The sequence below is a fragment of the Nocardioides sp. SYSU D00038 genome (assembly GCF_016924665.1).
In the GTDB taxonomy this organism is placed as follows: Bacteria; Actinomycetota; Actinomycetes; order Propionibacteriales; family Nocardioidaceae; genus Nocardioides.
The window spans coordinates 98546-121010 of record NZ_JAFFJT010000004.1; the positions used below are offsets into that span (position 1 = coordinate 98546).

A 22465-nucleotide genomic window follows, 5' to 3' on the forward strand; every position below is an offset into this window, starting at 1 on the left:
TCAGCCCCGCTTCTGCTTGACGATCTGCTCCTGCTCGAGCTCGTCGTCCTCGAGGGCCTCGGCGGGCGCCTCGTGACCGACCTTGATCGAACCGCCCTCGGACGTCTCGAACTGGTCGAGGAACGACTCGTAGGCGTCGGCCACGCTCGACTCGGTGTCGTCCTCGAACTTCAGGGACTCCCGGATCGCGGCGAGGACGCCCTCGTGCGAGCGGCGCAGGTAGTCGAGGAACTCGGTCTCGAAGCGCAGCACGTCCTCGGTGGGCACCTTGTCGAGGCGACCGGTCGTGCCGAGCCACAGCGAGACCGTCATCTCCTCGACCGGGTACGGCGAGTAGGCCGGCTGCTTGAGCAGCGCCATCAGGCGCTGGCCGCGGTCGAGCTGCTGGCGCGAGGCCGCGTCGAGGTCGGAGGCGAACATCGCGAACGCCTCCATCGCGCGGAACTGCGCCAGGTCGACCTTGAGCGAGCCGGTGACGGCCTTCATCGCCTTGGTCATCGCCGCACCACCCACGCGGGAGACCGAGACGCCGACGTCGATGGCCGGGCGCTGGTTGGCCGCGAACAGGTCCGACTGCAGGAAGATCTGGCCGTCGGTGATGGAGATGACGTTGGTCGGGATGAACGCCGAGACGTCGTTGGCCTTGGTCTCGATGATCGGCAGGCCGGTCATCGAGCCCTTGCCCATGTCGTCGGAGAGCTTGGCGCAGCGCTCGAGGAGCCGGCTGTGCAGGTAGAACACGTCGCCGGGGTAGGCCTCGCGGCCCGGCGGGCGGCGCAGCAGCAGCGAGACCGCGCGGTAGGCCTCGGCCTGCTTGGTCAGGTCGTCGAAGACGATGAGGACGTGCTTGCCCTCGTACATCCAGTGCTGGCCGATGGCCGAGCCGGTGTAGGGGGCGAGGTACTTGAAGCCGGCGGAGTCGGACGCGGGGGCGGCCACGATGGTGGTGTACTCCAGCGCGCCGGCCTCCTCGAGGGCCCCACGCACGGAGGCGATGGTCGAGCCCTTCTGGCCGATGGCGACGTAGATGCAGCGGACCTGCTTCTCCGGGTCGCCGGTCTCCCAGTACTGCTTCTGGTTGATGATCGTGTCGATCGCGACCGTGGTCTTGCCGGTGGCGCGGTCACCGATGATCAGCTGGCGCTGGCCACGACCGATCGGGGTCATCGAGTCGATGGCCTTGATGCCGGTGGCGAGCGGCTCGTGCACCGACTTGCGCTGCATCACCGAGGGTGCCTGGGTCTCCAGGTTGCGGCGACCGGTGGTCTCGACCTCGCCGAGGCCGTCGATCGGGTTGCCGAGCGGGTCGACGACGCGACCGAGGTAGCCGTCGCCGACGGGCACCGAGAGCACGTCGCCGGTGCGCTTGACCGTCTGGCCCTCCTCGATCTTGTCGAAGTCACCGAGGATGACGGCGCCGATCTCGCGGGTGTCGAGGTTCAGGGCCAGGCCGCGGGTGCCGTCCTCGAACTCGAGCAGCTCGTTGGCCATGCACGACGGGAGACCGCTGATCCGCGCGATGCCGTCACCGGCCTCCGCGACCGTGCCGACCTCTTCCTTGCTGGCCGCCTCGGGCTTGTAGTCGGCGACGTACTTCTGCAGGGCGTCGCGGATCTCGTCCGGACGGATGGAGAGCTCCGTCATCGTGGTGCCTTCTCTCTTCTGTCTTCGAAAGTCTGGGTGGGTGGTAGCGGTCAGCCGACGAGGTGTCGGCGGGCGTCGTCGAGCCGGCCGGAGACCGTCCCGTCGATCACGTCGTCGCCGATCTCCACCCGGATGCCGCCGAGGACCTCGGGGTCGACCAGCAGGTTGATGTGGACCGGACGGCCGTACTGCTTGGACAGCACGTCGGCGAGGCGGGCAACGTCGGCGTCGGGCAGCGGGCGGGCCACGCGGACCGTGGCGACGTTCTCGCCCTGCACCTCCGAGACGATCTTCTGGTACTCGGCCAGCGCGGCGCCGACGGTGCGGTGGCTGCCGTCGAGCGACTGCCCGGCGAGCGTCACCGTGGCCGGCAGTGCCTTGCCGCCGAGCAGGCCCTCGAGGAGGGCTCGCTTGTCGGCGGTGGTGCGAGCCGGGTCGGAGAGCGCGTCGCGCAGGTCGGGGTTGTCCTTGACCGCCTGGGCGAACGCGAACAGCTCGTCGGCCAGCCGGACACCGTCCTTGCCGGCCGACTTCACCAGCGCGACGACCCCGAGCCGCTCGAGCGAGTCGGCGAGATCGCGCCCGGCCGTCCAGCGGCGGCCGACCGCCGAGGTCAGCAGGGAGAGCGTCGCGTCGTCGACCTTGCCGCCGAAGACCTCGGTCACCAGGCCGGTCTTGGCCTCGGCGGGGATCGACGCGTCGGTCGCGAAGCGGCGCAGGGCGCCCTCGGACCGCAGCGCCGCCGCCACGGAGAACAGGTCGTCGGCGACCCGCGCCGCCGACGTGCCGGAGACCGAGGTCCCCAGCTCGTCCGCGAGCGCGGCGACGGCCTCGGCCGAGGCGCCTCGGAGGGTGGACATCAGTTGACCCCCGGGGTCCCGGCCTCGAGGTCGGCCAGGAAGCGCTCGACGACCCGGCCCTGGCGCTCGTCGTCCTCGAGGGACTCGCCCACGATCCGACCGGCCAGGGTGGTGGCCAGGGTGCCGACCTCGCTGCGGAGCGAGGTGACCGCCTGCTGGCGCTCCGCCTCGATCTGGGCCTTGCCGTGCTCGACGATGCGAGCCGCCTCGGTCTGCGCCTGCTCACGCATCTCCGCGACGATCTGGGCGCCCTGCTCGCGGGCCTCCTCGCGGATCCGCGCCGCCTCGTGACGGGCGTCGGCGAGCTGCTGCTCGAGCTCGGCGAGCTTGGCGTCGGCCTCGGCCTGCTTGGTCTCGGCCGCAGCCAGACCGCCCTCGATCGCCTTGGTGCGCTCGGTGTAGATCTCCTCGAACTTCGGAGCCACGAACTTGCGGATCAGGAGAAAGAGGAGGCCGAACACGACGAGCGACAGGATCAGCTCGATGGGGTGCGGGAGGAGCGGGTTGAGCTCGTGCCCGCCTTCCTCGGCAGCCCTCACCACTCCGGGGAGGATCAGTGTCTGCATGGCAGAACCCTTTCAGGACCTACGGAGAGCGGACGTCAGAGGACGAACGCGAGGGCGATACCGATGATCGCGAGCGCCTCGGCGAGCGCGAAGCCCAGGATGGCGATCGACTGCAGGCGGCTCTGGGCCTCCGGCTGCCGGGCGACACCGCTGATGTACGCGGCGAAGATCAGACCGATGCCGACGCCGGGGCCGATCGCGGCCAGGCCGTAGCCGATCATGTTGAGGTTGCCTTCCACGGCACTCTTCCTTTCGGTTTTTACTTCACAGGGGGTGGTGCAGATCTGGGTCGAACGAGGGTGGATCAGTGCTCGTCCGCGAGCGCGCCCTGGATGTACATGGCGTTCAGGAGGACGAAGACGTAGGCCTGGAGGAACTGGATCAGGATCTCCAGGAAGGCGACGGCGATGAACAGCACCCAGGCGAGGACGCCGACCGGGGCGTACTGGATCGCCATCTCGGTGATGAGGTACTCACCGCCGAGCGCGAAGAGGATCAGCAGCAGGTGGCCCGCGAACATGTTGGCGAAGAGTCGCAGCGCCAGGGTGACCGGCCGGACCAGGATGTTGGACATGAACTCGAGCGGGATCAGCAGCAGCAGGATCGGTCCGCCCACGCCCGCGGGCACCGACTGGAGCTTGAAGTAGCCCACGAAGCCGTGCTTCTTGATGCCCACGACGTTGTAGATGACCCAGCTCATCAGGGCGAGCGAGTAGACCATGCCCGACCGCGAGAACGTCGGGAACTGGATGAACGGGATCGTCGCGAACAGGTTGTTGAGCAGGATGAAGGAGAACAGCGCGAACAGGTAGGGCACGAACCGCGCGAAGTCGTGGCTGCCGATGATGTCGCGGCCGAGGCTGTTGCGGACGAAGCCGTAGGCCTCCTCGCCGACGAACTGCAGCTTGCCCGGCACCATCGCACGCTTGCGCGAGGCGAGGTAGAAGAGCGCGAAGATGACCAGTGCCGAGACGACGAGCTGGAGCATCGGCTTGGTGACGCCGGAGACCTGCGCCTGCCCGAGGAACTCGAAGGTGTCGTGACCGCCACCGATCGCCGGGAGGTTGAAGTCGCCGGGACCCGGGGGCGTGAACTCGCCGGGGATGATGACGCTGCCGAAGCTCACGGTGTCGTCTCCTGTGTCTGCACTGTCGTTGCTGCCGCACGGCACGGGTTCGGGTTCAGGGCCGGAACCGCGCCCAGGTCTGGTAGGTACCCAGGGCCGCGCCCGTCACGATGCCGACCACCACGAGGAACGAGGTGTCGAGCCACCGGTCGAGCAGCCAGCCCACGAGGCCGTAGAGGAAGACGCCCGACACGAGGTAGCCGAAGGCCATCCAGGGGTCGCCGGCCGGCTGCTGCGGTTCCTCGCGCCGCTCGGACGGTGGGTGCTCCTGAGCCATCGCGAAGTGGACGATACACGTCGACAAAGCTCATCGTTCACCCCCCTGTCCCGCCAGCTCGTAGACCGGGATGCGCAGGCGCGTCGTGAGCACCACCTGACCCACGAGCCACGCCGCGGTGGCGGCGATCACGGTGCCACCCAGCCACTGCCGGTCGAGGGTGTCGCCGAGGGCGCCACCGCGCGAGAGCGCCACGAAGAAGGCCGCCATGACGACCACCTGGAGGGTGTAGGTGAGCAGCGCCAGGAGCAGCGACAGCGCGGGCATCAGCCGGGCCACGGCGTTGACGAAGAAGGCACCCAGGGAGAAGACGACGACCGCCATCGCTCCCCCGGCCAGCGCGCCGCGGACAGCGGCGGCGTCCGCCCGGGTCGCGGCGAGCAGCACGGCGACCAGCGTCGCCAGCGTCGCGGCGGCGACCGCTCCGACGAGCACGCGCACCACGCCGTGGCGGGTGTCTCGCGGCTGGTCGGTCGTCATCGTCGGCGGCCGTTCTCATCGGGTGCGGGGAGCGCCTCCCGAGCGTATCGGGGACGCTCGTGAAAACTATCACAAAGTCCGGCAGGACTGAATTCGATCGATCCAGAACACCGACCCCGGCTGCGGGCCCGGCTCAGGGACGGGGGCCGGCCGGCTGCTGGAGCGGGCCCCGGTCCTGCCCCTCGGCGGCCGGCTCCGCCCCCTCCGCCCCCTCGGCCTCGTCGCCGGGCTCAGGCTCGGGCTCGGGCTCGGGCTCGTCCAGGATCTCCAGGATCGCCGGCTTGTGCACGATCGGCAGCACGAAGGTCAGCGCCACGGTGAGCGCGCTCATCACGCCGAGCAGCACCCACAGCCGCGGTCCGGAGTAGAGCGCGCCGAGCACGGTGCCGAACGAGACCAGCCCCGCCCACATCCACATGATGAAGACGGCCCGGCGCTGGGAGTGGCCGATCTCGAGCAGCCGGTGGTGCAGGTGCTGCTTGTCGGCCGAGAACGGCGAGCGCCCCTGCCGGGTGCGGCGCACGACCGAGAGCACCAGGTCGGCGAACGGCACCACCAGGATCGAGACCGGCAGCAGCACCGGGAGCAGCGTCAGCAGCAGGTTGGGGCCGGCACCGCTCGTCCCGGTGATGTCGGTGGGGCGCAGCTGGCCCGAGAGCGTGACCGCGCTGGCCGAGAGCAGCAGCCCGATCAGCATCGAGCCGGAGTCGCCCATGAAGATCCGGGCCGGGTGGAAGTTGTGGGCCAGGAAGCCGACGCACACGCCCGCGAGCGCGGCGCTGAGCAGGGCCGCGGTGGTGGCGCGGTTGAGCTCGCTGATCCGGGTCAGCTGGTAGCAGAAGACGAAGAACGACATCGCGCCGATGGCGACCACGCCGGCGGCCAGTCCGTCGAGCCCGTCGACGAAGTTGACGGCGTTGACGGTGGCGACCACGACGAAACCGGTGAGCAGCGCGGCCTGGGCGTTGTCGAAGGAGTACTGGTGGCCGTTGGTCCAGGTGAAGAAGTTGTACTGGATCTGGTTCCCGACCAGGAACCCGGCGGCCAGCACCTGCCCACCCAGCTTGGTGAGCGCGTCGAGCTCGAACAGGTCGTCGAGCACTCCCACCGCGCAGATCAGCGCCCCGGCGATGATCACGACGCCGGCGTCGCGGAAGACGAACGGGCTGCTCTCGGAGAGGAACGGCAGCTGGCGGGCCACGAGGTACGCCGCGACGACGCCTCCCAGCATCGCCAGCCCGCCCAGGTAGGGGATCGGCTCGTCGTGGACGTCGCGGTCGCGCACCCGCGCGACCGCCCCCGTGCGCAGCGCGATCTCCCGGGCCACCACGGTCAGCAGGTAGGTGACCGCGGCGGCGACCAGGAAGACCACCAGGTACTCACGCACCGGTGACGTCGCCCTCCTCGTCGGTGCCCTCGTCGGTGCCCTCGTCGGTGCCCTCGTCCGGAGCGGCGTCGCCCAGCCTGACGCCGAACGGCGCGACGACCTCGTCGAGCGCCGCGACGGGGATCGCCCCGAGGCGCAGCACCCGGCCGCCCTCGACGGTGACGTCGACGATCGTCGAGGCCTCGCCGCCGGGCGACTCCCCTGCGTCGACGATGACCCCGACGTCGGCGCCGAGCATCTCCTGGGCCTGGTCGGCGTCGGTGGCCGCCGGCATCCCCGTCCGGTTGGCCGAGCTCACCGCCATCGGCCCGGTGCGCTCGAGGATCTCGCGGGCGACGTCGTGGTCGGGGATCCGTACCGCCACGGTGCCGCGGGTGTCGCCGAGGTCCCACTGCAGCGAGGACTGCTGGTGGCAGACCAGGGTGAGCGGACCGGGCCAGAACCGCTCGGCCAGGGCGCGCGCCCACTCGGGCACCCGCACCGCCAGGGCGTCGAGGGTCGCGGGCGAGCTGATCAGCACCGGGGGCGGCATCTCGCGGCCGCGCCCCTTGGCGGCGAGCAGGTCCTGGACGGCCTGGTGGTCGAAGGCGTCGGCGCCGATGCCGTAGACGGTGTCGGTGGGCAGCACGACCAGGCCGCCACGTTGCACCTCCAGCGTCGCCGCGACGACCGCGGCCTCGCGCTCCTCGGGGGTCGTGGTGGGGTAACGCTCGCTCACACCGCCCATGGTGCCAGTCATCGTGCCAGTCGTGCCGTGGTGAACCGCGGGCGGCCCGCGAGGTCGGCGTGGTCGCGCACCTCGACCCAGCGACCGGTGGCGCGGAAGACCGCCGGCACGGCGTCGCCCTGGGCGTCGGCGTGCTCGACGCCGAGCACTCCCCCGGGCCGCAGCAGCACCGCGGCCCGCTGCTCGAGCACCCGGATCGCGTCGAGCCCGTCGGCGCCGGAGAACAGCGCGAGGTGGGGGTCGTGGTCGCGTGCCTCGGGTGCCACCGACTCCCACGCCTCGAGGGGGATGTACGGCGGGTTGCAGGTCACGACGTCGACGCCGCCCAGCAGGTCGTCGAAGGCGGTGGCGAGGTCGCCCAGCCGCAGGTCGACGCCGGTGCCGGCGAGGTTGCGCTCGGCCCAGGCGTGCGCCGGCGGGTCGATCTCGACGGCGTGCACCCGCGCCGCGGGCACCTCGTCCGCGATGCTCAGCGCGATCGCGCCCGAGCCGGTGCACAGGTCGACCACGACCGGGCTCGCCCCGTCGGCGGTTAGCGCCGCAGCCTGCTCGACCGCCCAGCCGGCCAGCAGCTCGGTCTCCGGCCGCGGCACGAAGACGCCGGGACCGACGGCCAGCTCGACGTGGCGGAAGTGGGCCACCCCGGTGAGGTGCTGCAGCGGTTCGCGGGCCGCGCGCCGTCCGACCAGGTCGGCGTAGCGACGCTCGACGTCGGGCCCGACCTCGTCCACCAGCACCAGCCGGGAGCGGTCGGTGCCGAGCACGTGGGCGAGCAGGGCCGCGGCGTCGTGCTCGGCGCTCTCGACCCCGCCGGCGCGCAGCCGCTCGACCGCCGCGGCCAGCAGCGCCCGACGGGCGGTCATCGGCTCAGTCCTCGAGCGCGGCCAGCCGCGCCGCGAGGTCCGCCTCGACGCACGAGGTGAGCACCGGCTGGAGGTCACCGTCGAGCACCTGGTCGAGGTTGTAGGCCTTGTAGCCGGTGCGGTGGTCGGAGATCCGGTTCTCCGGGAAGTTGTAGGTGCGGATCCGCTCGGAGCGGTCGACGGTGCGCACCTGGCTGCGGCGGGCCTCGCTCGCCTCGGCGTCGGCCTCCTCCTGCGCAGCCACGAGCAGCCGGGCGCGCAGGATGCGCAGCGCCTGCTCCTTGTTCTGCAGCTGGCTCTTCTCGTTCTGGCAGCTGACCACGATGCCGGTGGGGACGTGGGTGATGCGGACGGCGGAGTCGGTGGTGTTGACGCTCTGCCCGCCCGGTCCGCTGCTGCGGAACACGTCGATGCGCAGGTCGTTCTCGTCGACGGTGACGTCGACCTGCTCGGCCTCCGGCAGCACCAGGACGCCGGCGGCGCTGGTGTGCACCCGGCCCTGCGACTCGGTGACCGGCACCCGCTGCACCCGGTGGACGCCACCCTCGAACTTCAGCAGCGCGTACGGCGTCTCCCCGGGGTCGGGGGTGCCCTTGGCCTTGACCGCGACCGTGACCGACTTGAAGCCGCCGAGGTCGGACTCGGCGGCGTCGAGCACCTCGACCCCCCAGCCGCGAGCCTCGGCGTAGCGGGTGTACATCCGCAGCAGGTCGCCGGCGAACAGTGCGGACTCCTCGCCGCCCTCGCCCGACTTGATCTCGAGGATCGCGTCCTTGTCGTCGGTGGGGTCGCGCGGCACCAGCAGCCGGCGCAGGCGCTCGGCCGCCTCCTCGCGCCGGGCCTCCAGCCCGGCGGCCTCCTCGGCGAACGCGGGGTCCTCGTCGGCGAGCTCGCGGGCCGCCTCGATGTCGCCGGCCAGCCGCTGCCACTCCCGCCAGGTGCCGATCACCCGGCTGAGCTCGGCGTAGCGCCGGTTCAGCCGCTTGGCCAGGCGCGCGTCGGCGTGCGTCTCGGGTGCGCCGAGCCGCGACTCGAGGTCGGCGTGCTCGGCGACCATGCCCTCGACGGCCTCGAACATCTGGCGCTCCTGGGGTGGCGGTGGCGTGTGGGGGTGGGGACAGCACGAGCGCCGACCCTCCGCGTGGGGACGCGGTGGGTCGGCGCTCGGGACCGGCTAGGAGCTCTTCTTCGCCTTGGCGTAGCGGGCCTCGAACCGGGCCACGCGGCCACCGGTGTCGAGGATCTTCTGCTTGCCCGTGTAGAACGGGTGGCAGTTCGAGCACACGTCGGCGCGGATCGAGCCGGCGGACGCCGTGCTGCGGGTCGTAAACGACGCGCCGCAGGTGCACGTCACCTGGGTCTCGATGTAGTCGGGGTGGATGTCCTTCTTCATGGTGTCCTCTCTCGGTGCCCCGGGTCGTCGACGTTCGGACACGCCGGACGTGAACCGGGACCAACACGCAAGTCTAGTAACACCGCCGGGTCCCGCCCAATTCCTGCGTCCCCGCCGGTCGAGCAGCGAGCCCCGGCGAGCGTCGTCGAGACCCGGTGGGGCGAGAACCCTCCGGATCCCGCCGGAGGGCGCTCGGCCGTCGGGGGTCGCGACGGGCGCTCCTCGCCGGGGCTACTCGCCGCCCTCGGCGGTGGGGGTGGTCTTCTGCACCTGCATCAGGAACTCGATGTTGGTCTGCGACTTCTTCAGCCGCTCCAGCAGCAGCTCGAGGGCCTGCTGGCCGTCGAGGGCGGAGAGCACCCGGCGGAGCTTCCAGACGATCGCGAGCTCCTCCTTGCTCATCAGGAGCTCCTCGCGGCGGGTGCCGGACTGGACGGCGTCGATCGCCGGGAACAGCCGCTTGTCGGCGAAGTCGCGGCGCAGCCGGATCTCCATGTTGCCGGTGCCCTTGAACTCCTCGAAGATCACCTCGTCCATCTTCGAGCCGCTCTCGATCAGCGCGGTCGCCAGGATGGTGAGCGAGCCGCCGTTCTCGATGTTGCGGGCGGCGCCGAAGAACCGCTTGGGCGGGTAGAGCGCCGCGGAGTCGACGCCGCCGGAGAGGATCCGGCCCGACGCCGGCGCGGCCAGGTTGTAGGCCCGGCCCAGGCGGGTGATCCCGTCGAGGAGAACCACGACGTCGTGGCCGAGCTCGACCAGCCGCTTGGCCCGCTCGATCGCCAGCTCGGCGACCGTGGTGTGGTCGCTGGCCGGCCGGTCGAACGTCGAGGAGATGACCTCGCCCTTGACCGAGCGCTCGAAGTCGGTGACCTCCTCGGGACGCTCGTCGACCAGGACGACCATCAGGTGGCACTCGGGGTTGTTGGTCGTGATCGAGTTGGCGATCGACTGCATGATCATGGTCTTGCCGGCCTTGGCGGGCGAGACGATCAGGCCGCGCTGGCCCTTGCCGATCGGGGCCGCGATGTCGATGACCCGGCCGATCAGGTTGGTCGGCTCGGTCTCGAGGCGCAGCCGCTCCGAGGGGTACAGCGGGGTGAGCTTCGCGAACTCCACCCGGTTCCTCGACGCCTCCGGGTCGGCCCCGTTGACGCTGTCGATCTGCACCATCGGGTTGAACTTCTCCTTGCGCTCGCCCTCGCGGGGCTGGCGCACCTGGCCGACGATCGCGTCGCCGCGACGCAGGCCGAACTTGCGCACCATCGACAGGGAGACGTAGACGTCGTCGGTGCCGGGCAGGTAGCCGCTGGTGCGCACGAAGGCGTAGTTGTCGAGCACGTCGAGGATGCCGGCGGCCGGCACCAGCACGTCGTCCTCGAGGATCGTGGTGTCGGGCTCGTTGCGCGGCGTGCCGCCCGCTCCCCCGGCCGCGCGGGGTCGGTCGCGGTCGCGACCCCGGCGCCGGCGGTTGCGGCGGCTGGTGCCGTCGCCGTCGTCGCCCGCCCGATCGGTGGCCCGGTCGGTGCCCCGGTCGCGGGCGCCCTGGCCCTGCTGGCCGTCGGCGTCGCGGTCACCCTGGCGCTCGGACCGGTCCTGCTGGCGGTCCTGCTGGCGGTCCTGCCGGTCCTGCTGCTGGTCGCGGCGGTCCTGCCGGTCCTGCTGCTGGTCGCGGCGGTCCTGCTGGTCGCGCCGCTCCTGGGCGTCCTGCCGGTCCTGCTGGTCGTCGCGGTCGGCCCGGTCCTCCTGCGCCTTCTTCTGACCCTTGCCGCGCTGCTTGCCGCCCTTGCCCTCAACCTTGCCCTCGCCCTTGCCCTCACCCTTGGCCTGGCCGTCACCCCGGCCCTGCTGGTCGGAGCGGGGCTGGTCGTCGCGCCCGGTGTCCGGCGTCCCGTCCTGCTGCTCGCGCGGCCGGGAAGCGTCCCGCTCGGCGACGGCCGGGCGGTCGTCCCCGCCGGACCCGCTGCCGGACCGGCTGTCGGACCGGCCACCGGACTGGCCACCCGACTGACCACCCGACTGGCCACCCGACTGGCCACCCGATTGGGCGGCCTTGATCGCCTCGACCAGCTGGGCCTTCTTCATCGAGCCGGCACCGGGCACCCCCAGGCCGCCGGCGAGCGACTTGAGGTCGGCGAGCAGCATCGTGCTGAGCCCACCGCCGCGCTTCTTCGCGCCCGTGCCGGCCGGAGCCGCCTCCGGGGCCGGGGTGGTGGGGTCGAGAGCTTCCGTCACGTGAGGTCCTTCCCACGTATCACCGCCGCGCGGGCTGGAGCCGGCGGCGTCTGGTCATGAGCCTGCCCGTGGGCGGGTCGTCCTCGGACGAGGACGACGGTGCGAGAGCTCGCACGACACGGGAAGAGGGGCGCTCCCGGGGTCATCGGATGGGTTCGGATGAACGGGAGACCACGCCGAGATCGCCGGCGCGCGGCCAATGTACCACCAGCGAGACGGGGATCACCCCATCCCACCGCCGGGGCCGTCAGCCCGTCCGCGGGCCGACCGGGTCGACGGCGAGGCGGTGCGCGGCCCAGCCGTCCGGGCAGCGGTCGAGCAGCCCCGCCGTGGCGGCCGGGTCGGTGGCGTCGTGGAGGGCCAGCACCGTCGGACCGGCGCCGGAGACCACGGCCGCGACCCCGGACGAGCGCAGCCGGTCGACCAGCGCCAGCGAGTCCGGCATCGCGGTGCGGCGCTGCTCCTGGTGGAGGTAGTCGCGGGTGCCGCGCCAGAGCTGGTCGGGGCGCCCGGCCAGCGCCGCGACCAGCAGCGCGGCCCGGCCGGCGTCGGCGGCCGCGTCGGCGTGGGGCACCTGCGCGGGCAGCAGCGCCCGGGCCACCGCCGTCGAGACCGGCTCCGGGGGCACGAACGCCACCGCGGCGATCCGCGGGTCGACCGGCGACGGCACCGCCCACCAGCGGCCGTCGTCGTCGCGGCCCGACACCACGAAGCCGCCCAGGCTGGCCGGGGCGACGTTGTCGGGGTGGCCCTCGAGGTCGGCGGCCAGGGCGAACGCCGCCAGGTCGTCGAGGCGCTCGCGCCCGTCGCGCACCAGGGCCCGGGCCAGGTGGATGCCGCCGACGATCGCCGCGGACGACGAGCCGAGCCCGCGGGCGTGGGGCACCACGTTGCCGCAGCGCAGCCACAGTCCCGGCGGGTGGGCGTCGAGCCGGTCGAACGTCGCCCGCATCGCGCGGACCACGAGGTGCCGCTCGTCGCGGGGCAGCGCCTCGGCGCCGGGCCCCTCGACCTCGACCTCGAGGCCGCCGGGGCGCACCTCGCCGACCAGCTCGTCGCGCAGGTCGAGCGCCAGCCCGAGCGAGTCGAAGCCGGGGCCGAGGTTGGCCGAGGTCGCCGGAACCGTCAGCCGCACCGGTCCGTCGACGAACCCGCTCACGCGAGCCCGGCCGCCCGGGCGGCGGCGTCGACGTCGGCGTCCACGACCGCGTCGGCGATCGGACCGAAGCCCTCGAGGGCGGTGGCGGTGTCCTTGAGCCCGTGGCCGGTCACGGTGACCACGACGGTGAGCCCGGAGTAGGACTCGCCCCGGCCCAGCTGCTGGAGCAGGCCGGCGATGCCGGCGGCCGAGGCCGGCTCGACGAAGACGCCGTCGCGGCTCGCGAGCTCGCGCTGGGCGGCGAGGATCTGCTCGTCCGAGACCGCCTCGAAGCTGCCACCAGACTCGTCGCGAGCCGCCTCGGCGAGCTTCCACGACGCCGGGTTGCCGATCCGGATCGCGGTGGCCCGGGTCTCGGGGTCGGGGAACGGCTCGCCGGTCACCAGCGGCGCGGCGCCCTCGGCCTGGAAGCCGCGCATCACCGGCGTGCGGGTGGCCAGGCCGAGGTCGGCGTACTGCGTGTAGCCGAGCCAGTACGCCGAGATGTTGCCGGCGTTGCCGACCGGCAGCAGGTGCACGTCGGGGGCGTCGCCGAGGAAGTCGACGATCTCGAACGCCGCGGTCTTCTGGCCCTCCAGGCGCACCGGGTTGACCGAGTTGACCAGCGCCACGGGGTAGTCCCACGACAGGCCCTTGGCCATCGCCAGGCAGTCGTCGAAGTTGCCGCGCACCATGATCACCTGGGCGCCGTGCAGGATCGCCTGGGCCATCTTGCCGGCGGCGATCTTGCCCTCCGGCACCAGCACCAGCGGCTTCAGCCCGGCCTTGGCGGCGTAGGCCGCCATCGAGGCCGAGGTGTTGCCGGTGGAGGCGCACACCACCGCCTCGGCGCCGTCGTGGCGGGCCACCGAGATCGCGGCGGTCATCCCGCGGTCCTTGAACGAGCCGGTGGGGTTGTCGCCCTCGACCTTGAGCCACACCTCGCCGCGGGTCAGGCCGGAGAGCCACGCGGAGTGCACCAGCGGGGTGCCGCCCTCGCGCAGGGTGACCGCCTCGACGCCCTCGGGCACCTGGAGCAGCGAGCGGTACTCCTCGATCACGCCGCGCCACTGGTGGGTGCGCGCGACGTCCGGACGGGCGCTCACTCCTCGCCGCCCTCGACGCGCATCACCGAGGTGACCTCGCGCACGATCTCCATGCCGCGCAGCCGTTCGACCGTCGCGCTGAGCTGGGCGTCGGTCGCCGCGTGGGAGACCACCACGAGCTGGGCGTCGGCGCCCCGGCCCTCCTGGCGCACCACCTGGATCGACACGTCCTGCTCGGCGAACGCCCCGGCCACCGTCGCGAGCACGCCCGCGCGGTCGTCGACGTCGATCGCGACGTGGTAGCGGGTCACGGTCTCGCCCATCGGCAGCACCGCCCGGTCGGCGTACGCCGACTCGCCGACCCCGCGGGTGCCGGCCAGCCGGTTGCGGGCGACGGTGACGAGGTCGCCGAGCACCGCCGAGGCGGTGGGCGCCCCACCGGCGCCCGGACCGTAGAACATCAGCTGCCCGGCGGCCTCGGACTCCACGAAGACGGCGTTGTAGGCCTCGCGCACCGAGGCCAGGGGGTGGCTGCGCGGGATCATCGCCGGGTGCACGCGCACCGAGACGGCGCCCTGGCCGTCGTCGGTGGACTCGAGCTCGCAGATCGCCAGCAGCTTGACGACGCTGTCCATCTCGCGCGCCGACTGCACGTCGGCGGCGGTGACCTCGGAGATGCCCTCGCGGTGCACGTCGGAGGCGGTGACCCGCGAGTGGAAGGCCAGCGAGGCCAGGATCGCGGCCTTGGCCGCGGCGTCGAAGCCCTCGACGTCGGCGGTGGGGTCGGCCTCGGCGTAGCCCAGCTCCTGGGCCTCCTCGAGCGCCTCGGCGAAGCCGGCGCCGGAGGTGTCCATCCGGTCGAGGATGAAGTTGGTGGTGCCGTTGACGATGCCGAGCACGCGGGTCACCTTGTCGCCGGCCAGCGACTCGCGCAGCGGGCGGAGGATCGGGATGGCGCCCGCGACGGCCGCCTCGTAGTAGAGGTCGCGGCCGGCCTTCTCGGCCGCCTCGAACAGGGTCGGGCCGTCCTCGGCGAGCAGCGCCTTGTTGGCGGTGACGACGCTGGCGCCGTTCTCGAGGGCGGCGAGGATCAGCGACCGGGCGGGCTCGATGCCGCCGATGACCTCGACCACCAGGTCGACGTCGTCGCGGGCCACCAGGCCGGCGGCGTCGGTCGTCAGCAGGTCCTCGGGCACGTGCACCTCGCGCTGCGCGTCGAGGCGGCGCACGGCCACCCCGGCGAGCTCGACCGGCGCACCCACCCGGGCCGCCAGGTCACCGGCCTGCTCCTCGAGCAGGCGCACCACCTGCGAGCCCACCGAGCCGCAGCCGAGCACGGCCACCCTCAGCGGCTTGACGCCCTCCATCAGAAACCACCCACGTCCGTCGCGAACAAGTCGTCCTCAGTCTCCCGGCGCACGACGACCCTCGCCACTCCGTCCCGCACCGCGATCACCGGCGGGCGCAGCGCGTGGTTGTAGTTCGAGGCCATCGAGCGGCAGTAGGCGCCGGTGCCCGGCACCGCCAGGAGGTCGCCGGGGCGCACGTCGCCGGGCAGGAACTCGTCGCGCACGACGATGTCGCCGGCCTCGCAGTGCTTGCCCACCACCCGGGCCAGCACCGGCGGGGCGTCGGAGGCGCGGGAGGCGAGCGTGCAGGAGTAGTCGGCGTCGTAGAGGGCGGTGCGGATGTTGTCGCTCATGCCGCCGTCGACCGAGACGTAGGTGCGCACCGCTCCCCCGTCGAGAGCGACCGGCTTGACGGTGCCGACCGTGTAGACCGTGCACGTCGAGGGCCCGACGATCGCGCGGCCCGGCTCGATGGAGAGGCGCGGCGCCTCGATGCCGAGCCCACGGCACTCGTGCTCGACGATCTTGGTCATCTCCGTGGCGAGCTGCGCGGGGTCCGACGGGTCGTCCTGGGTGGTGTAGGCGATGCCGAAGCCGCCGCCGAGGTCCATCTCCGGCATGGTCACGCCGAGCTCGGCCGAGACCTGCGCGTGCAGCGCCAGCACCCGCCGGGCAGCGACCTCGAACCCGGAGGAGTCGAAGATCTGGCTGCCGATGTGGGAGTGCAGGCCGAGCAGCTCCAGACCCGGGGCGGCGTGGACGGCGCGGACCGCCTCGAGCGCCGCGCCGTTGGTGATGGAGAACCCGAACTTCTGGTCCTCGTGGGCGGTGGCGATGTACTCGTGGGTGTGGGCCTCGACCCCGGCGGTGACCCGCACCATCACCCTTGCCGTGGCGCCGAGCTCGGCGGTGATCGCAGCCAGCCGCTCGATCTCGACCGGCGAGTCGACGATGATCCGCCCGACGCCCAGCGCGACGGCACGGCGCAGCTCGGGGTGGGTCTTGTTGTTGCCGTGGTAGCCGACCCGCGCCATCGGGAACCCGGCCCGCTGGGCCACGGTCAGCTCGCCCGCGGAGCAGACGTCGAGGCTCAGCCCCTCCTCGTCGACCCAGCGCGCGACCGCGGTGCACAGGAACGCCTTGCCGGCGTAGAAGACCTGGTAGTCGGCGAACGCGTCGCGGAAGGCGCGCGCCCGGGCGCGGAAGTCGGCCTCGTCGAGCACGTACGCCGGGGTGTTGTGCTCGGCGACCAGGTCGGCCACCGCGACCCCGCCGACCACGAGGTCGCCGTCGGCCTTGTGGGCGGTCCGCGACCACAGCTGCGGCACCAGAGCGTTGGCGTCGCCGGGCTCGCGGAGCCAGGCGGGGCCGCGCAGTGCGCCGGGCGCGTGCGCCCAGCCCGCCTCGTGGGTCACATCCGCTCCGGTGCGGTCACGCCGAGCAGGCCGAGCCCGTTGGCGAGGACGGTGCGCGACGCCACGGTGAGCACCAGCCGGGCCTGGTTGACCGGCGCGACCGGCTCGTCGCCCTGCGGCAGCATCCGGCACTCGCGGGTGTCGTACCAGCGGTTGAACACGGCCGCGAGGTCCTCGAGGTAGCGCGCGACCCGGTGGGGTGCGCGCAGCTCGCTGGCCGCCGCGACGACGCGCGGGAACTCCGCCAGCGCCCGCAGCAGGTCGCCCTCGCGCTCGTGCGACAGCAGCGCGGGGTCGAAGGCCACCACCGCGTCGTCGACCACCATGCCGAGGTCGGCGGCGTTCTCGACCATCCGGCAGGTGCGCGCGTGGGCGTACTGCACGTAGTAGACGGGGTTGTCGTTGGTCGCCCGCGCCCAGAGGTCCAGGTCGAGGTCGATGTTGACGTCGCTGGAGTAGCGGGCCAGCGCGTAGCGGGCCGCGTCGACGCCGATGGCGCCCACGAGGTCGTCGATGGTGACGACCGTGCCGGCGCGCTTCGACATCCGCAGCGGCTGGCCGTCGCGGACCAGGTTGACCATCTGGCCGATGAGGATCTCGAGGTTCTTGCCCGGCTCGTCGCCGAACGCCGCGCACATCGCGTTCATCCGCCCGACGTAGCCGTGGTGGTCGGCGCCGAGCATGATCAGGCACCGGTCGAAGCCGCGCTCGCGCTTGTCGAGGTAGTAGGCGAGGTCGCCGGAGATGTAGGCGCCGGTGCCGTCGGACTTGACGATCACCCGGTCCTTGTCGTCACCGAACTGCTCGGTGCGCAGCCACAGGGCCCCCTCGGCCTCGTAGGTGTTGCCCATCTCGGTGAGCCGGGCGATGGCCCGGTCGACCGCGCCGCTGGTGTGGAGCGAGTCCTCGTGGAAGTAGACGTCGAAGTCGACGCCGAAGTCGTGGAGGCTCTGCTTGATCTCGGCGAACATCAGGTCCACGCCGACCGCGCGGAACACCTCGCGGGCCTCGTCGTCGGGCAGGTCGAGCACGTCGGGTCGCTGCGCGACGACGTTCTTGGCGATCTCGTCGATGTAGGCGCCGCCGTAGCCGTCCTCGGGCACCGGCCGGCCGTGCGCGGCGGCGAGCAGCGAGCCCGAGAACCGGTCGATCTGCCCGCCGTGGTCGTTGAAGTAGTACTCGCGGGTGACCCGGGCCCCGGCCATCGTGAAGATCCGGCCGAGCGCGTCGCCGACCGCCGCCCAGCGCACGCCGCCGATGTGGATCGGGCCGGTGGGGTTGGCCGAGACGAACTCGAGGTTGATCCGCTCGCCCGCGAAGGTGTCGGAGGAGCCGTACGCCGCGCCCGCGGCCACCACGTCGGCGGCCACCTGGCCCTGCGCGCCCGCCTCGACGCTGACGTTGAGGAAGCCCGGCCCGGCGACGTCGACGCCCGCGACGCCGTCGGTCTGCAGCAGCCGCTCGGCCAGCAGCTCGGCCAGCGCCCGCGGGTTGGTGCCTGCCTTCTTGGCCAGCTGAAGGGCGACGTTGGTGGCGTAGTCGCCGTGCCCCTTCTGCCGGGGTCGCTCCACCGTCACCTCGGCCGGCACGCCATCGGGGAGGACGAGCGCGCCCTGGTCGACGAGCGACGCCAGGGCGTCGACGACAGCGGCGGAGAGCTGGGCGGGGTTCACCCGCAAAGCCTATCGGCGGCCACCGGTTTCTCTCTCACCAGTTCCGCCCGGTAGTGTTCGGCACCGCGCCGCGAGGCGCTGGCCTCCGTAGCTCAGGGGATAGAGCACTGGTTTCCGGTACCAGGTGTCGCAGGTTCGAATCCTGCCGGAGGCGCTGTCTCTTCGGCCCCGTCGCCGCTCGATGCGCGAGCGGCGACGGGGGCCGATGGAATTGGATAGACACCCGGGCGCTCCCCTCGGGGCGCGGGGCGACGGGGCCGAAGAGATTTGGAAGTACTCGCTGGCGCTCGTACTTCCGTGCCGGTGGTCGAGCAGCGGTGGCGTCCGTCGAGACCCCCGCCAGCCGACCGTCCTCCCGTGCGCCCCTCCCAACCCCGTCTGGTGCGGGGCCGGGTATCGCCGACCCGGCGTTAATTAGCGACGGCTCGGCGACACCGGGCCGAGGCGGATCCGGGCCTCGAGCTCGTCGGCCAGGTACGCCGAGTACGGCGTGGAGATGTGGGCTCGGTCGCGGCGGGCGATGTAGCGGCCGATCACGGTGGGGCACTTCTCGCTCGCGCAGAACCACTGCCCGGTCTCCACGAACGGCGTGTCCGTGGCCCGGGCGGCCTGGCGGAGGGCGTCGATCATCGTGAGCGACGTGGGGTCCTCCCCGGACAGGCAGCTGCCGAGGTCGGCGTCGCGCTCGGACAGGCAGCCGGCCGGGCTCAGCCGCAGCGCCGGCGGATCGCCGATGATGACCACCCGGTCGGTGTGGGGCGCCACCCGGGCGACCTGGCGCTCCATCCCCACCCGGAAGAGCTCCGCCTTGCCCTCGACGTCGTCGACCAGGTTGCCGTCGTCGTCGGCGAAGGCGGGGTTGGCCTCCGAGGCCATCAGCACCACGTCGGGGTCGAGCTCCTCGACCTGGTCGACCGCCCAGTCCTGGAACGCCGCGCACGCGGTGCTGGGGCCGGTGCCGTTCTTGAGCCACGGTGTCACGTCGGCCGAGGGGCAGCCCTCGCGCACGAGGTAGTAGGCGGTGTAGCCGAACCGCTCGGTCAGCACGTCGAGGGCGGGCATCCACTGCCGCGCGTGGGAGTCGCCGAGCAGCACTAGGGTGCGGTCCGCGTCCGGGTCGCCGCGCGGGCACAGCGGCCGGTCCTCGTTGATCTGGAAGTACTCGCACTCCCCCACGTCGGGCCGGTCGTCGGCGAGCCCGAGCAGCGACGGCTCGAGGTCGGCGGGGATGGCCATCCCGTTCTGCGCGGCGAGCACCGAGGCCTGCACCAGCGCGACCACGGGGTCGTCGCTGAACTCGGGCGGCGGGTCGCCCTCGGACTGGCCGTACTCCGAGAGCGTCACCGGCGGCCCGCCGCCGCTGAGCTGGGCGTCGACCACCCGGTTGCCCACGAGCACCAGCGGCAGCGTCACGAGCACCACCGCCGGGTAGAGCAGCACCCCGCGCAGGTGACCGGCACGGGGCAGCCCCTGGCCGCGGCGGAAGGGGTTCTCCACCCAGCGGTACGACGCCGCGGCCAGCACCACCGCGACCACGACCACCGCGGCGCCGTAGAGGCCCGAGGGCCGTCCCCAGAGCGCGCCGGCGAAGATCAGCAGCGGCCAGTGCCACAGGTAGAGGGAGTAGGACCAGTCGCCCACCGCACGCATCGGCGCCACGGTGAGCAGCCGCTGCGGGCCCCAGGCGGCCGGGCCGAGCCCACCGAGCAGGAGCAGCACGGTGCCGAGCACCGGCAGCGCCGCGAGGTGGCCCGGGAACAGCGTCGTGGAGTCGAAGGTCAGGGCGGCGGCGAGCACCGCCAGCACGCCGGCCCACGACGCGAGCGCGAACAGCCAGGCCGGCACCCCCCGCGCGATGGCCGGCGCCAGGCAGGCCGCGAGCGCACCGAGGCAGAGCTCCCAGGCGCGCGTGAACGGCGAGTAGTACGCCGAGACCGGATCGGTGCGGGTGTGCACGACGCACCAGACGAACGACGCCACCACGATCGCGAGCAGCACCGGCACCGCGGCCGCCCGCACCAGCGCACCGGGGTGGTAGCCGGCGCGGCGGCCGGCGGCGTGCCGGGCGCTGGCCCGGTCGTCGGCCTCGCGCCGCATCCACCAGCACAGGCCGATCACCACCACCGGCCAGACGAGGTAGAACTGCTCCTCCACCGCGAGCGACCAGTAGTGCTGGAAGGGCGAGGCCGCCGCCTCGGCGTTGAAGTAGTCGGTGCCGTCGCTGACCAGCTTGAAGTTCGTCGCGAAGAACGTCGCCCACACGGCGTAGTCCACGGCCGACTTCGCCTCGACCGCGCTCAGCACCGCGATCGAGCCGACCACGGTGAAGACCAGCACGACCGTCGCGGCGGGCAGGATCCGGCGGGCCCGGCGCCCGTAGAAGCCGAGCAGCGAGACCGTGTCGGAGCGCTCGGCCTCGGCGACCAGCAGCGAGGTGATCAGGTAGCCGGAGATCACGAAGAAGACGTCCACGCCGACGAACCCGCCGTGGAACGGGCCGATGCGGGCATGGTCCAGGGCCACCAGCAGGACGGCCAGGGCCCGCAGCCCCTGGATGTCCTGCCGGAAGCCGAGGTGCATGCGCAGATCGTAGGTGGGGCGCGCCCCCGCACCGGGGTCGGCCGGTCGGCGCGGGACGAGGACGCGGGAGGAGGTACGCGCGACCGGGTGACCGCAATCGACGGACAGCACCGGCGATCCACGGGATCATTCACCGACCAGCCAGCACCGACCCGACCCCGCCCGGGGTCGAGCAGAAAGTGGGAGAGCGTGAAGAAGTCCCTGACCCAGGCCGTCGCCGTGTCGGCGGTGTGCGCCGCGGCCCTCGCGGGCAGCATCGGCGCCACCGCCGGCAGCACCGCCACCGCGGTCGGCGCCCAGGCCAAGCCCAAGGGGATCACCGAGTTCGGCTTCCGGGCCAACGTGTTCGGCACCAAGGCCGTCGTCGACGGCGTCGAGCTGAAGACGCTCAAGGACGCGCTGGTGCAGCAGAAGTGCACGCGGCAGCTGCGCGGCGAGCTGGTCAAGGGCTCCGCCCTCAGCACCAGCAACATCCTCCCTGGCCTCGACGAGCTGATCCGGATCTCGCCCAGCACCAGCCGCACCCAGACCTACCGGTCCGGCTCGACGTACGGCGTGCGCGGTACCAACGTCATCGGTGACATCTCCGTCGGCGGCGGCGAGCTGCCGGGCGTCGGCGAGCTGCCTCACCTGACCATCAAGGCCCTGGTCTCCAGCGCCGACTCCTTCTACAACGGCTCGGCCAAGCGGTTCGGCCACCGGGAGTCGTTCACCTTCGGCGGCATCGGCCTCGACCTGGGCGACTCGGTCATCACCGCCCCGATCCAGGACCTGCTCGACGCGATCGGCGTGCAGGACATCCTCGACACCGTCGTCAACGAGACCGTCAACGCGGTGATCCAGGCGCTGGTGAAGAACCTGGGCACCATCGAGATCCCGGGCCTCGGCTCGATCAGCCTCGGCAGGAGCACCGGCGCCACCTTCGCAAACGGCGCCACCTCCGAGGCCTACGCCCTGAAGATCCAGGTCAACAACCCCCTCAACGACCGCAAGACGGTCGTCCAGCTCGGCCGCGCGGTCAGCTCGATCCAGCGCGGCGTGCCCTCGGGGGTGTTCCGCTCCACGATGTCGGCCCTCGAGCTCAACGTCGGCAACCTGCTCACCTTCGGCAGCGTCAACCAGACCACGCTCCCCTGCGCCGGCACCGGCGGCAGGACCCGGGTCAAGCGGGTCGCCTCGGCCGGCGTGATCGGGCTGGTCGACCTCAAGAACGTCGCGTACTCCTACCGCGGCCGCCAGGTCAAGGGCACCGGCAAGAGGAAGGGCCGCAACGCCGCCTCCGGCTTCGTGCAGACCAGCATCGGGCGGGCGACCGTCCCGGCTGCCGGCATCGTGGTCAACAACCTGGTCTCCCGCGTCGACATGCGGTCCGGGCGCGAGAACAAGCTGGTCAAGCGCAAGGTGACCACCCGCTACGGCTCGATCCAGGTCAAGGGGAAGACCATCCCGGCCCTCAAGCCCGGGCAGACCTACTCGTTCCCGGGCGGCTCGATCCGCTACCGGGTCGTGCAGAACGACAACTTCTACGGCACCGAGGTCCGCGGGCTGCGGATCACGCTGTTCAACGAGAACGTCGTCATCAACCTCGGCCAGGCCGCGGGTCGCATCTTCTTCAAGTGACGCCCTTCTGACCCCACCCCGCCGGGCCGGGGGCCCCCCCCCCGGGGGGGCGCCCCCCCCCCGGGGGCACGCCCCCCCCCCCGGGGGGG

General features: G+C 72.4%; 20 protein-coding genes and 1 tRNA gene. 2 read left to right on the forward strand and 19 right to left on the reverse strand.

Annotated features, from left to right (window positions below; all coding sequences use genetic code 11):
* From atpA to argS, 18 genes are all read right to left on the reverse strand, one after another.
* Positions 1-1644: a F0F1 ATP synthase subunit alpha gene (gene atpA / locus JT721_RS00815; protein ID WP_205470988.1), complete on the reverse strand. Its 1644-nt coding sequence runs from the start codon at positions 1642-1644 to the stop codon at positions 1-3.
* A 50-nt stretch (positions 1645-1694) separates the two neighbouring features.
* A complete protein-coding gene (locus JT721_RS00820; RefSeq protein ID WP_205470989.1) occupies positions 1695-2504 on the reverse strand; it encodes a F0F1 ATP synthase subunit delta in 810 nt (269 codons plus the stop codon).
* Positions 2504-3070, reverse strand: a complete 567-nt coding sequence (locus tag JT721_RS00825; protein WP_205470990.1) for a F0F1 ATP synthase subunit B — start codon at positions 3068-3070, stop codon at positions 2504-2506. Before JT721_RS00825 ends, JT721_RS00820 begins: the two co-directional genes overlap by 1 nt.
* A gap of 35 nt (positions 3071-3105) precedes the next feature.
* Complete coding sequence (atpE, locus tag JT721_RS00830) at positions 3106-3291, reverse strand: ATP synthase F0 subunit C (RefSeq protein WP_082550515.1); 186 nt, start codon at positions 3289-3291, stop codon at positions 3106-3108.
* A gap of 83 nt (positions 3292-3374) precedes the next feature.
* Complete coding sequence (atpB, locus tag JT721_RS00835) at positions 3375-4196, reverse strand: F0F1 ATP synthase subunit A (protein WP_205470991.1); 822 nt, start codon at positions 4194-4196, stop codon at positions 3375-3377.
* Positions 4197-4251: 55 nt separating this feature from the next.
* Positions 4252-4473: an AtpZ/AtpI family protein gene (locus JT721_RS00840; protein ID WP_240339875.1), complete on the reverse strand. Its 222-nt coding sequence runs from the start codon at positions 4471-4473 to the stop codon at positions 4252-4254.
* A gap of 30 nt (positions 4474-4503) precedes the next feature.
* Positions 4504-4953: a hypothetical protein gene (locus JT721_RS00845; RefSeq protein WP_205470992.1), complete on the reverse strand. Its 450-nt coding sequence runs from the start codon at positions 4951-4953 to the stop codon at positions 4504-4506.
* A gap of 133 nt (positions 4954-5086) precedes the next feature.
* On the reverse strand, positions 5087-6340 hold the full coding sequence (locus JT721_RS00850; protein WP_205470993.1) for a glycosyltransferase family 4 protein: 1254 nt from the start codon (positions 6338-6340) through the stop codon (positions 5087-5089).
* Positions 6333-7058 (reverse strand): L-threonylcarbamoyladenylate synthase, encoded by a 726-nt coding sequence (locus JT721_RS00855; RefSeq protein ID WP_307827765.1) that lies wholly within the window; start codon positions 7056-7058, stop codon positions 6333-6335. Before JT721_RS00855 ends, JT721_RS00850 begins: the two co-directional genes overlap by 8 nt.
* A gap of 17 nt (positions 7059-7075) precedes the next feature.
* A complete protein-coding gene (gene prmC / locus JT721_RS00860; protein ID WP_205470994.1) occupies positions 7076-7930 on the reverse strand; it encodes a peptide chain release factor N(5)-glutamine methyltransferase in 855 nt (284 codons plus the stop codon).
* A 4-nt stretch (positions 7931-7934) separates the two neighbouring features.
* Positions 7935-9008, reverse strand: a complete 1074-nt coding sequence (gene prfA, locus JT721_RS00865; protein WP_205470995.1) for a peptide chain release factor 1 — start codon at positions 9006-9008, stop codon at positions 7935-7937.
* Between the two features lie 96 nt (positions 9009-9104).
* Positions 9105-9323: a 50S ribosomal protein L31 gene (gene rpmE / locus JT721_RS00870; RefSeq protein WP_205470996.1), complete on the reverse strand. Its 219-nt coding sequence runs from the start codon at positions 9321-9323 to the stop codon at positions 9105-9107.
* Between the two features lie 231 nt (positions 9324-9554).
* Entirely contained in the window at positions 9555-11465 is a 1911-nt protein-coding gene (gene rho, locus JT721_RS00875) for a transcription termination factor Rho (RefSeq protein WP_240339900.1), read from the reverse strand.
* 337 nt (positions 11466-11802) lie between these two features.
* Positions 11803-12714, reverse strand: a complete 912-nt coding sequence (thrB, locus tag JT721_RS00880; RefSeq protein ID WP_205470998.1) for a homoserine kinase — start codon at positions 12712-12714, stop codon at positions 11803-11805.
* Positions 12711-13799, reverse strand: a complete 1089-nt coding sequence (thrC, locus tag JT721_RS00885; RefSeq protein WP_205470999.1) for a threonine synthase — start codon at positions 13797-13799, stop codon at positions 12711-12713. Before thrC ends, thrB begins: the two co-directional genes overlap by 4 nt.
* A complete protein-coding gene (locus JT721_RS00890) occupies positions 13796-15106 on the reverse strand; it encodes a homoserine dehydrogenase (protein ID WP_205471000.1) in 1311 nt (436 codons plus the stop codon). Before JT721_RS00890 ends, thrC begins: the two co-directional genes overlap by 4 nt.
* Positions 15106-16503 carry a diaminopimelate decarboxylase gene (gene lysA, locus JT721_RS00895; protein WP_205471001.1) on the reverse strand — a complete coding sequence of 466 codons (1398 nt, stop codon included), beginning with the start codon at positions 16501-16503 and terminating at the stop codon, positions 15106-15108. Before lysA ends, JT721_RS00890 begins: the two co-directional genes overlap by 1 nt.
* The gene (argS, locus tag JT721_RS00900) at positions 16500-18176 is read right to left on the reverse strand and encodes an arginine--tRNA ligase (protein ID WP_205471002.1); all 1677 of its coding nucleotides are present in this window, start codon (positions 18174-18176) and stop codon (positions 16500-16502) included. The genes lysA and argS overlap by 4 nt, the downstream gene beginning before the upstream one ends.
* An 81-nt stretch (positions 18177-18257) precedes the next feature.
* Between argS and JT721_RS00905 the strand changes: the two genes are divergently transcribed.
* A tRNA-Arg gene (locus JT721_RS00905) sits at positions 18258-18330 on the forward strand.
* A gap of 260 nt (positions 18331-18590) precedes the next feature.
* Here JT721_RS00905 and JT721_RS00910 read toward each other — a convergent pair.
* Positions 18591-20756, reverse strand: coding sequence for an acyltransferase family protein (locus tag JT721_RS00910; protein ID WP_205471003.1), 2166 nt, complete (start codon positions 20754-20756; stop codon positions 18591-18593).
* A 189-nt stretch (positions 20757-20945) separates the two neighbouring features.
* Between JT721_RS00910 and JT721_RS00915 the strand changes: the two genes are divergently transcribed.
* Entirely contained in the window at positions 20946-22376 is a 1431-nt protein-coding gene (locus JT721_RS00915; protein WP_205471004.1) for a hypothetical protein, read from the forward strand.
* Positions 22377-22465: the final 89 nt, after the last annotated feature.

Bases quoted from the DNA above. Each gene is read 5' to 3' on its own strand.
- atpA (WP_205470988.1), bottom strand. From the start codon at position 1,644: ATGACGGAGCTCTCCATCCGTCCGGACGAGATCCGCGACGCCCTGCAG.
- JT721_RS00820 (WP_205470989.1), bottom strand. From the start codon at position 2,504: ATGTCCACCCTCCGAGGCGCCTCGGCCGAGGCCGTCGCCGCGCTCGCG.
- JT721_RS00825 (WP_205470990.1), bottom strand. From the start codon at position 3,070: ATGCAGACACTGATCCTCCCCGGAGTGGTGAGGGCTGCCGAGGAAGGC.
- atpE (WP_082550515.1), bottom strand. From the start codon at position 3,291: ATGATCGGCTACGGCCTGGCCGCGATCGGCCCCGGCGTCGGCATCGGT.
- JT721_RS00840 (WP_240339875.1), bottom strand. From the start codon at position 4,473: ATGGCTCAGGAGCACCCACCGTCCGAGCGGCGCGAGGAACCGCAGCAG.
- JT721_RS00845 (WP_205470992.1), bottom strand. From the start codon at position 4,953: ATGACGACCGACCAGCCGCGAGACACCCGCCACGGCGTGGTGCGCGTG.
- prmC (WP_205470994.1), bottom strand. From the start codon at position 7,930: ATGACCGCCCGTCGGGCGCTGCTGGCCGCGGCGGTCGAGCGGCTGCGC.
- prfA (WP_205470995.1), bottom strand. From the start codon at position 9,008: ATGTTCGAGGCCGTCGAGGGCATGGTCGCCGAGCACGCCGACCTCGAG.
- rpmE (WP_205470996.1), bottom strand. From the start codon at position 9,323: ATGAAGAAGGACATCCACCCCGACTACATCGAGACCCAGGTGACGTGC.
- rho (WP_240339900.1), bottom strand. From the start codon at position 11,465: ATGCTGCTCGCCGACCTCAAGTCGCTCGCCGGCGGCCTGGGGGTGCCC.
- JT721_RS00890 (WP_205471000.1), bottom strand. From the start codon at position 15,106: ATGGAGGGCGTCAAGCCGCTGAGGGTGGCCGTGCTCGGCTGCGGCTCG.
- JT721_RS00910 (WP_205471003.1), bottom strand. From the start codon at position 20,756: ATGCACCTCGGCTTCCGGCAGGACATCCAGGGGCTGCGGGCCCTGGCC.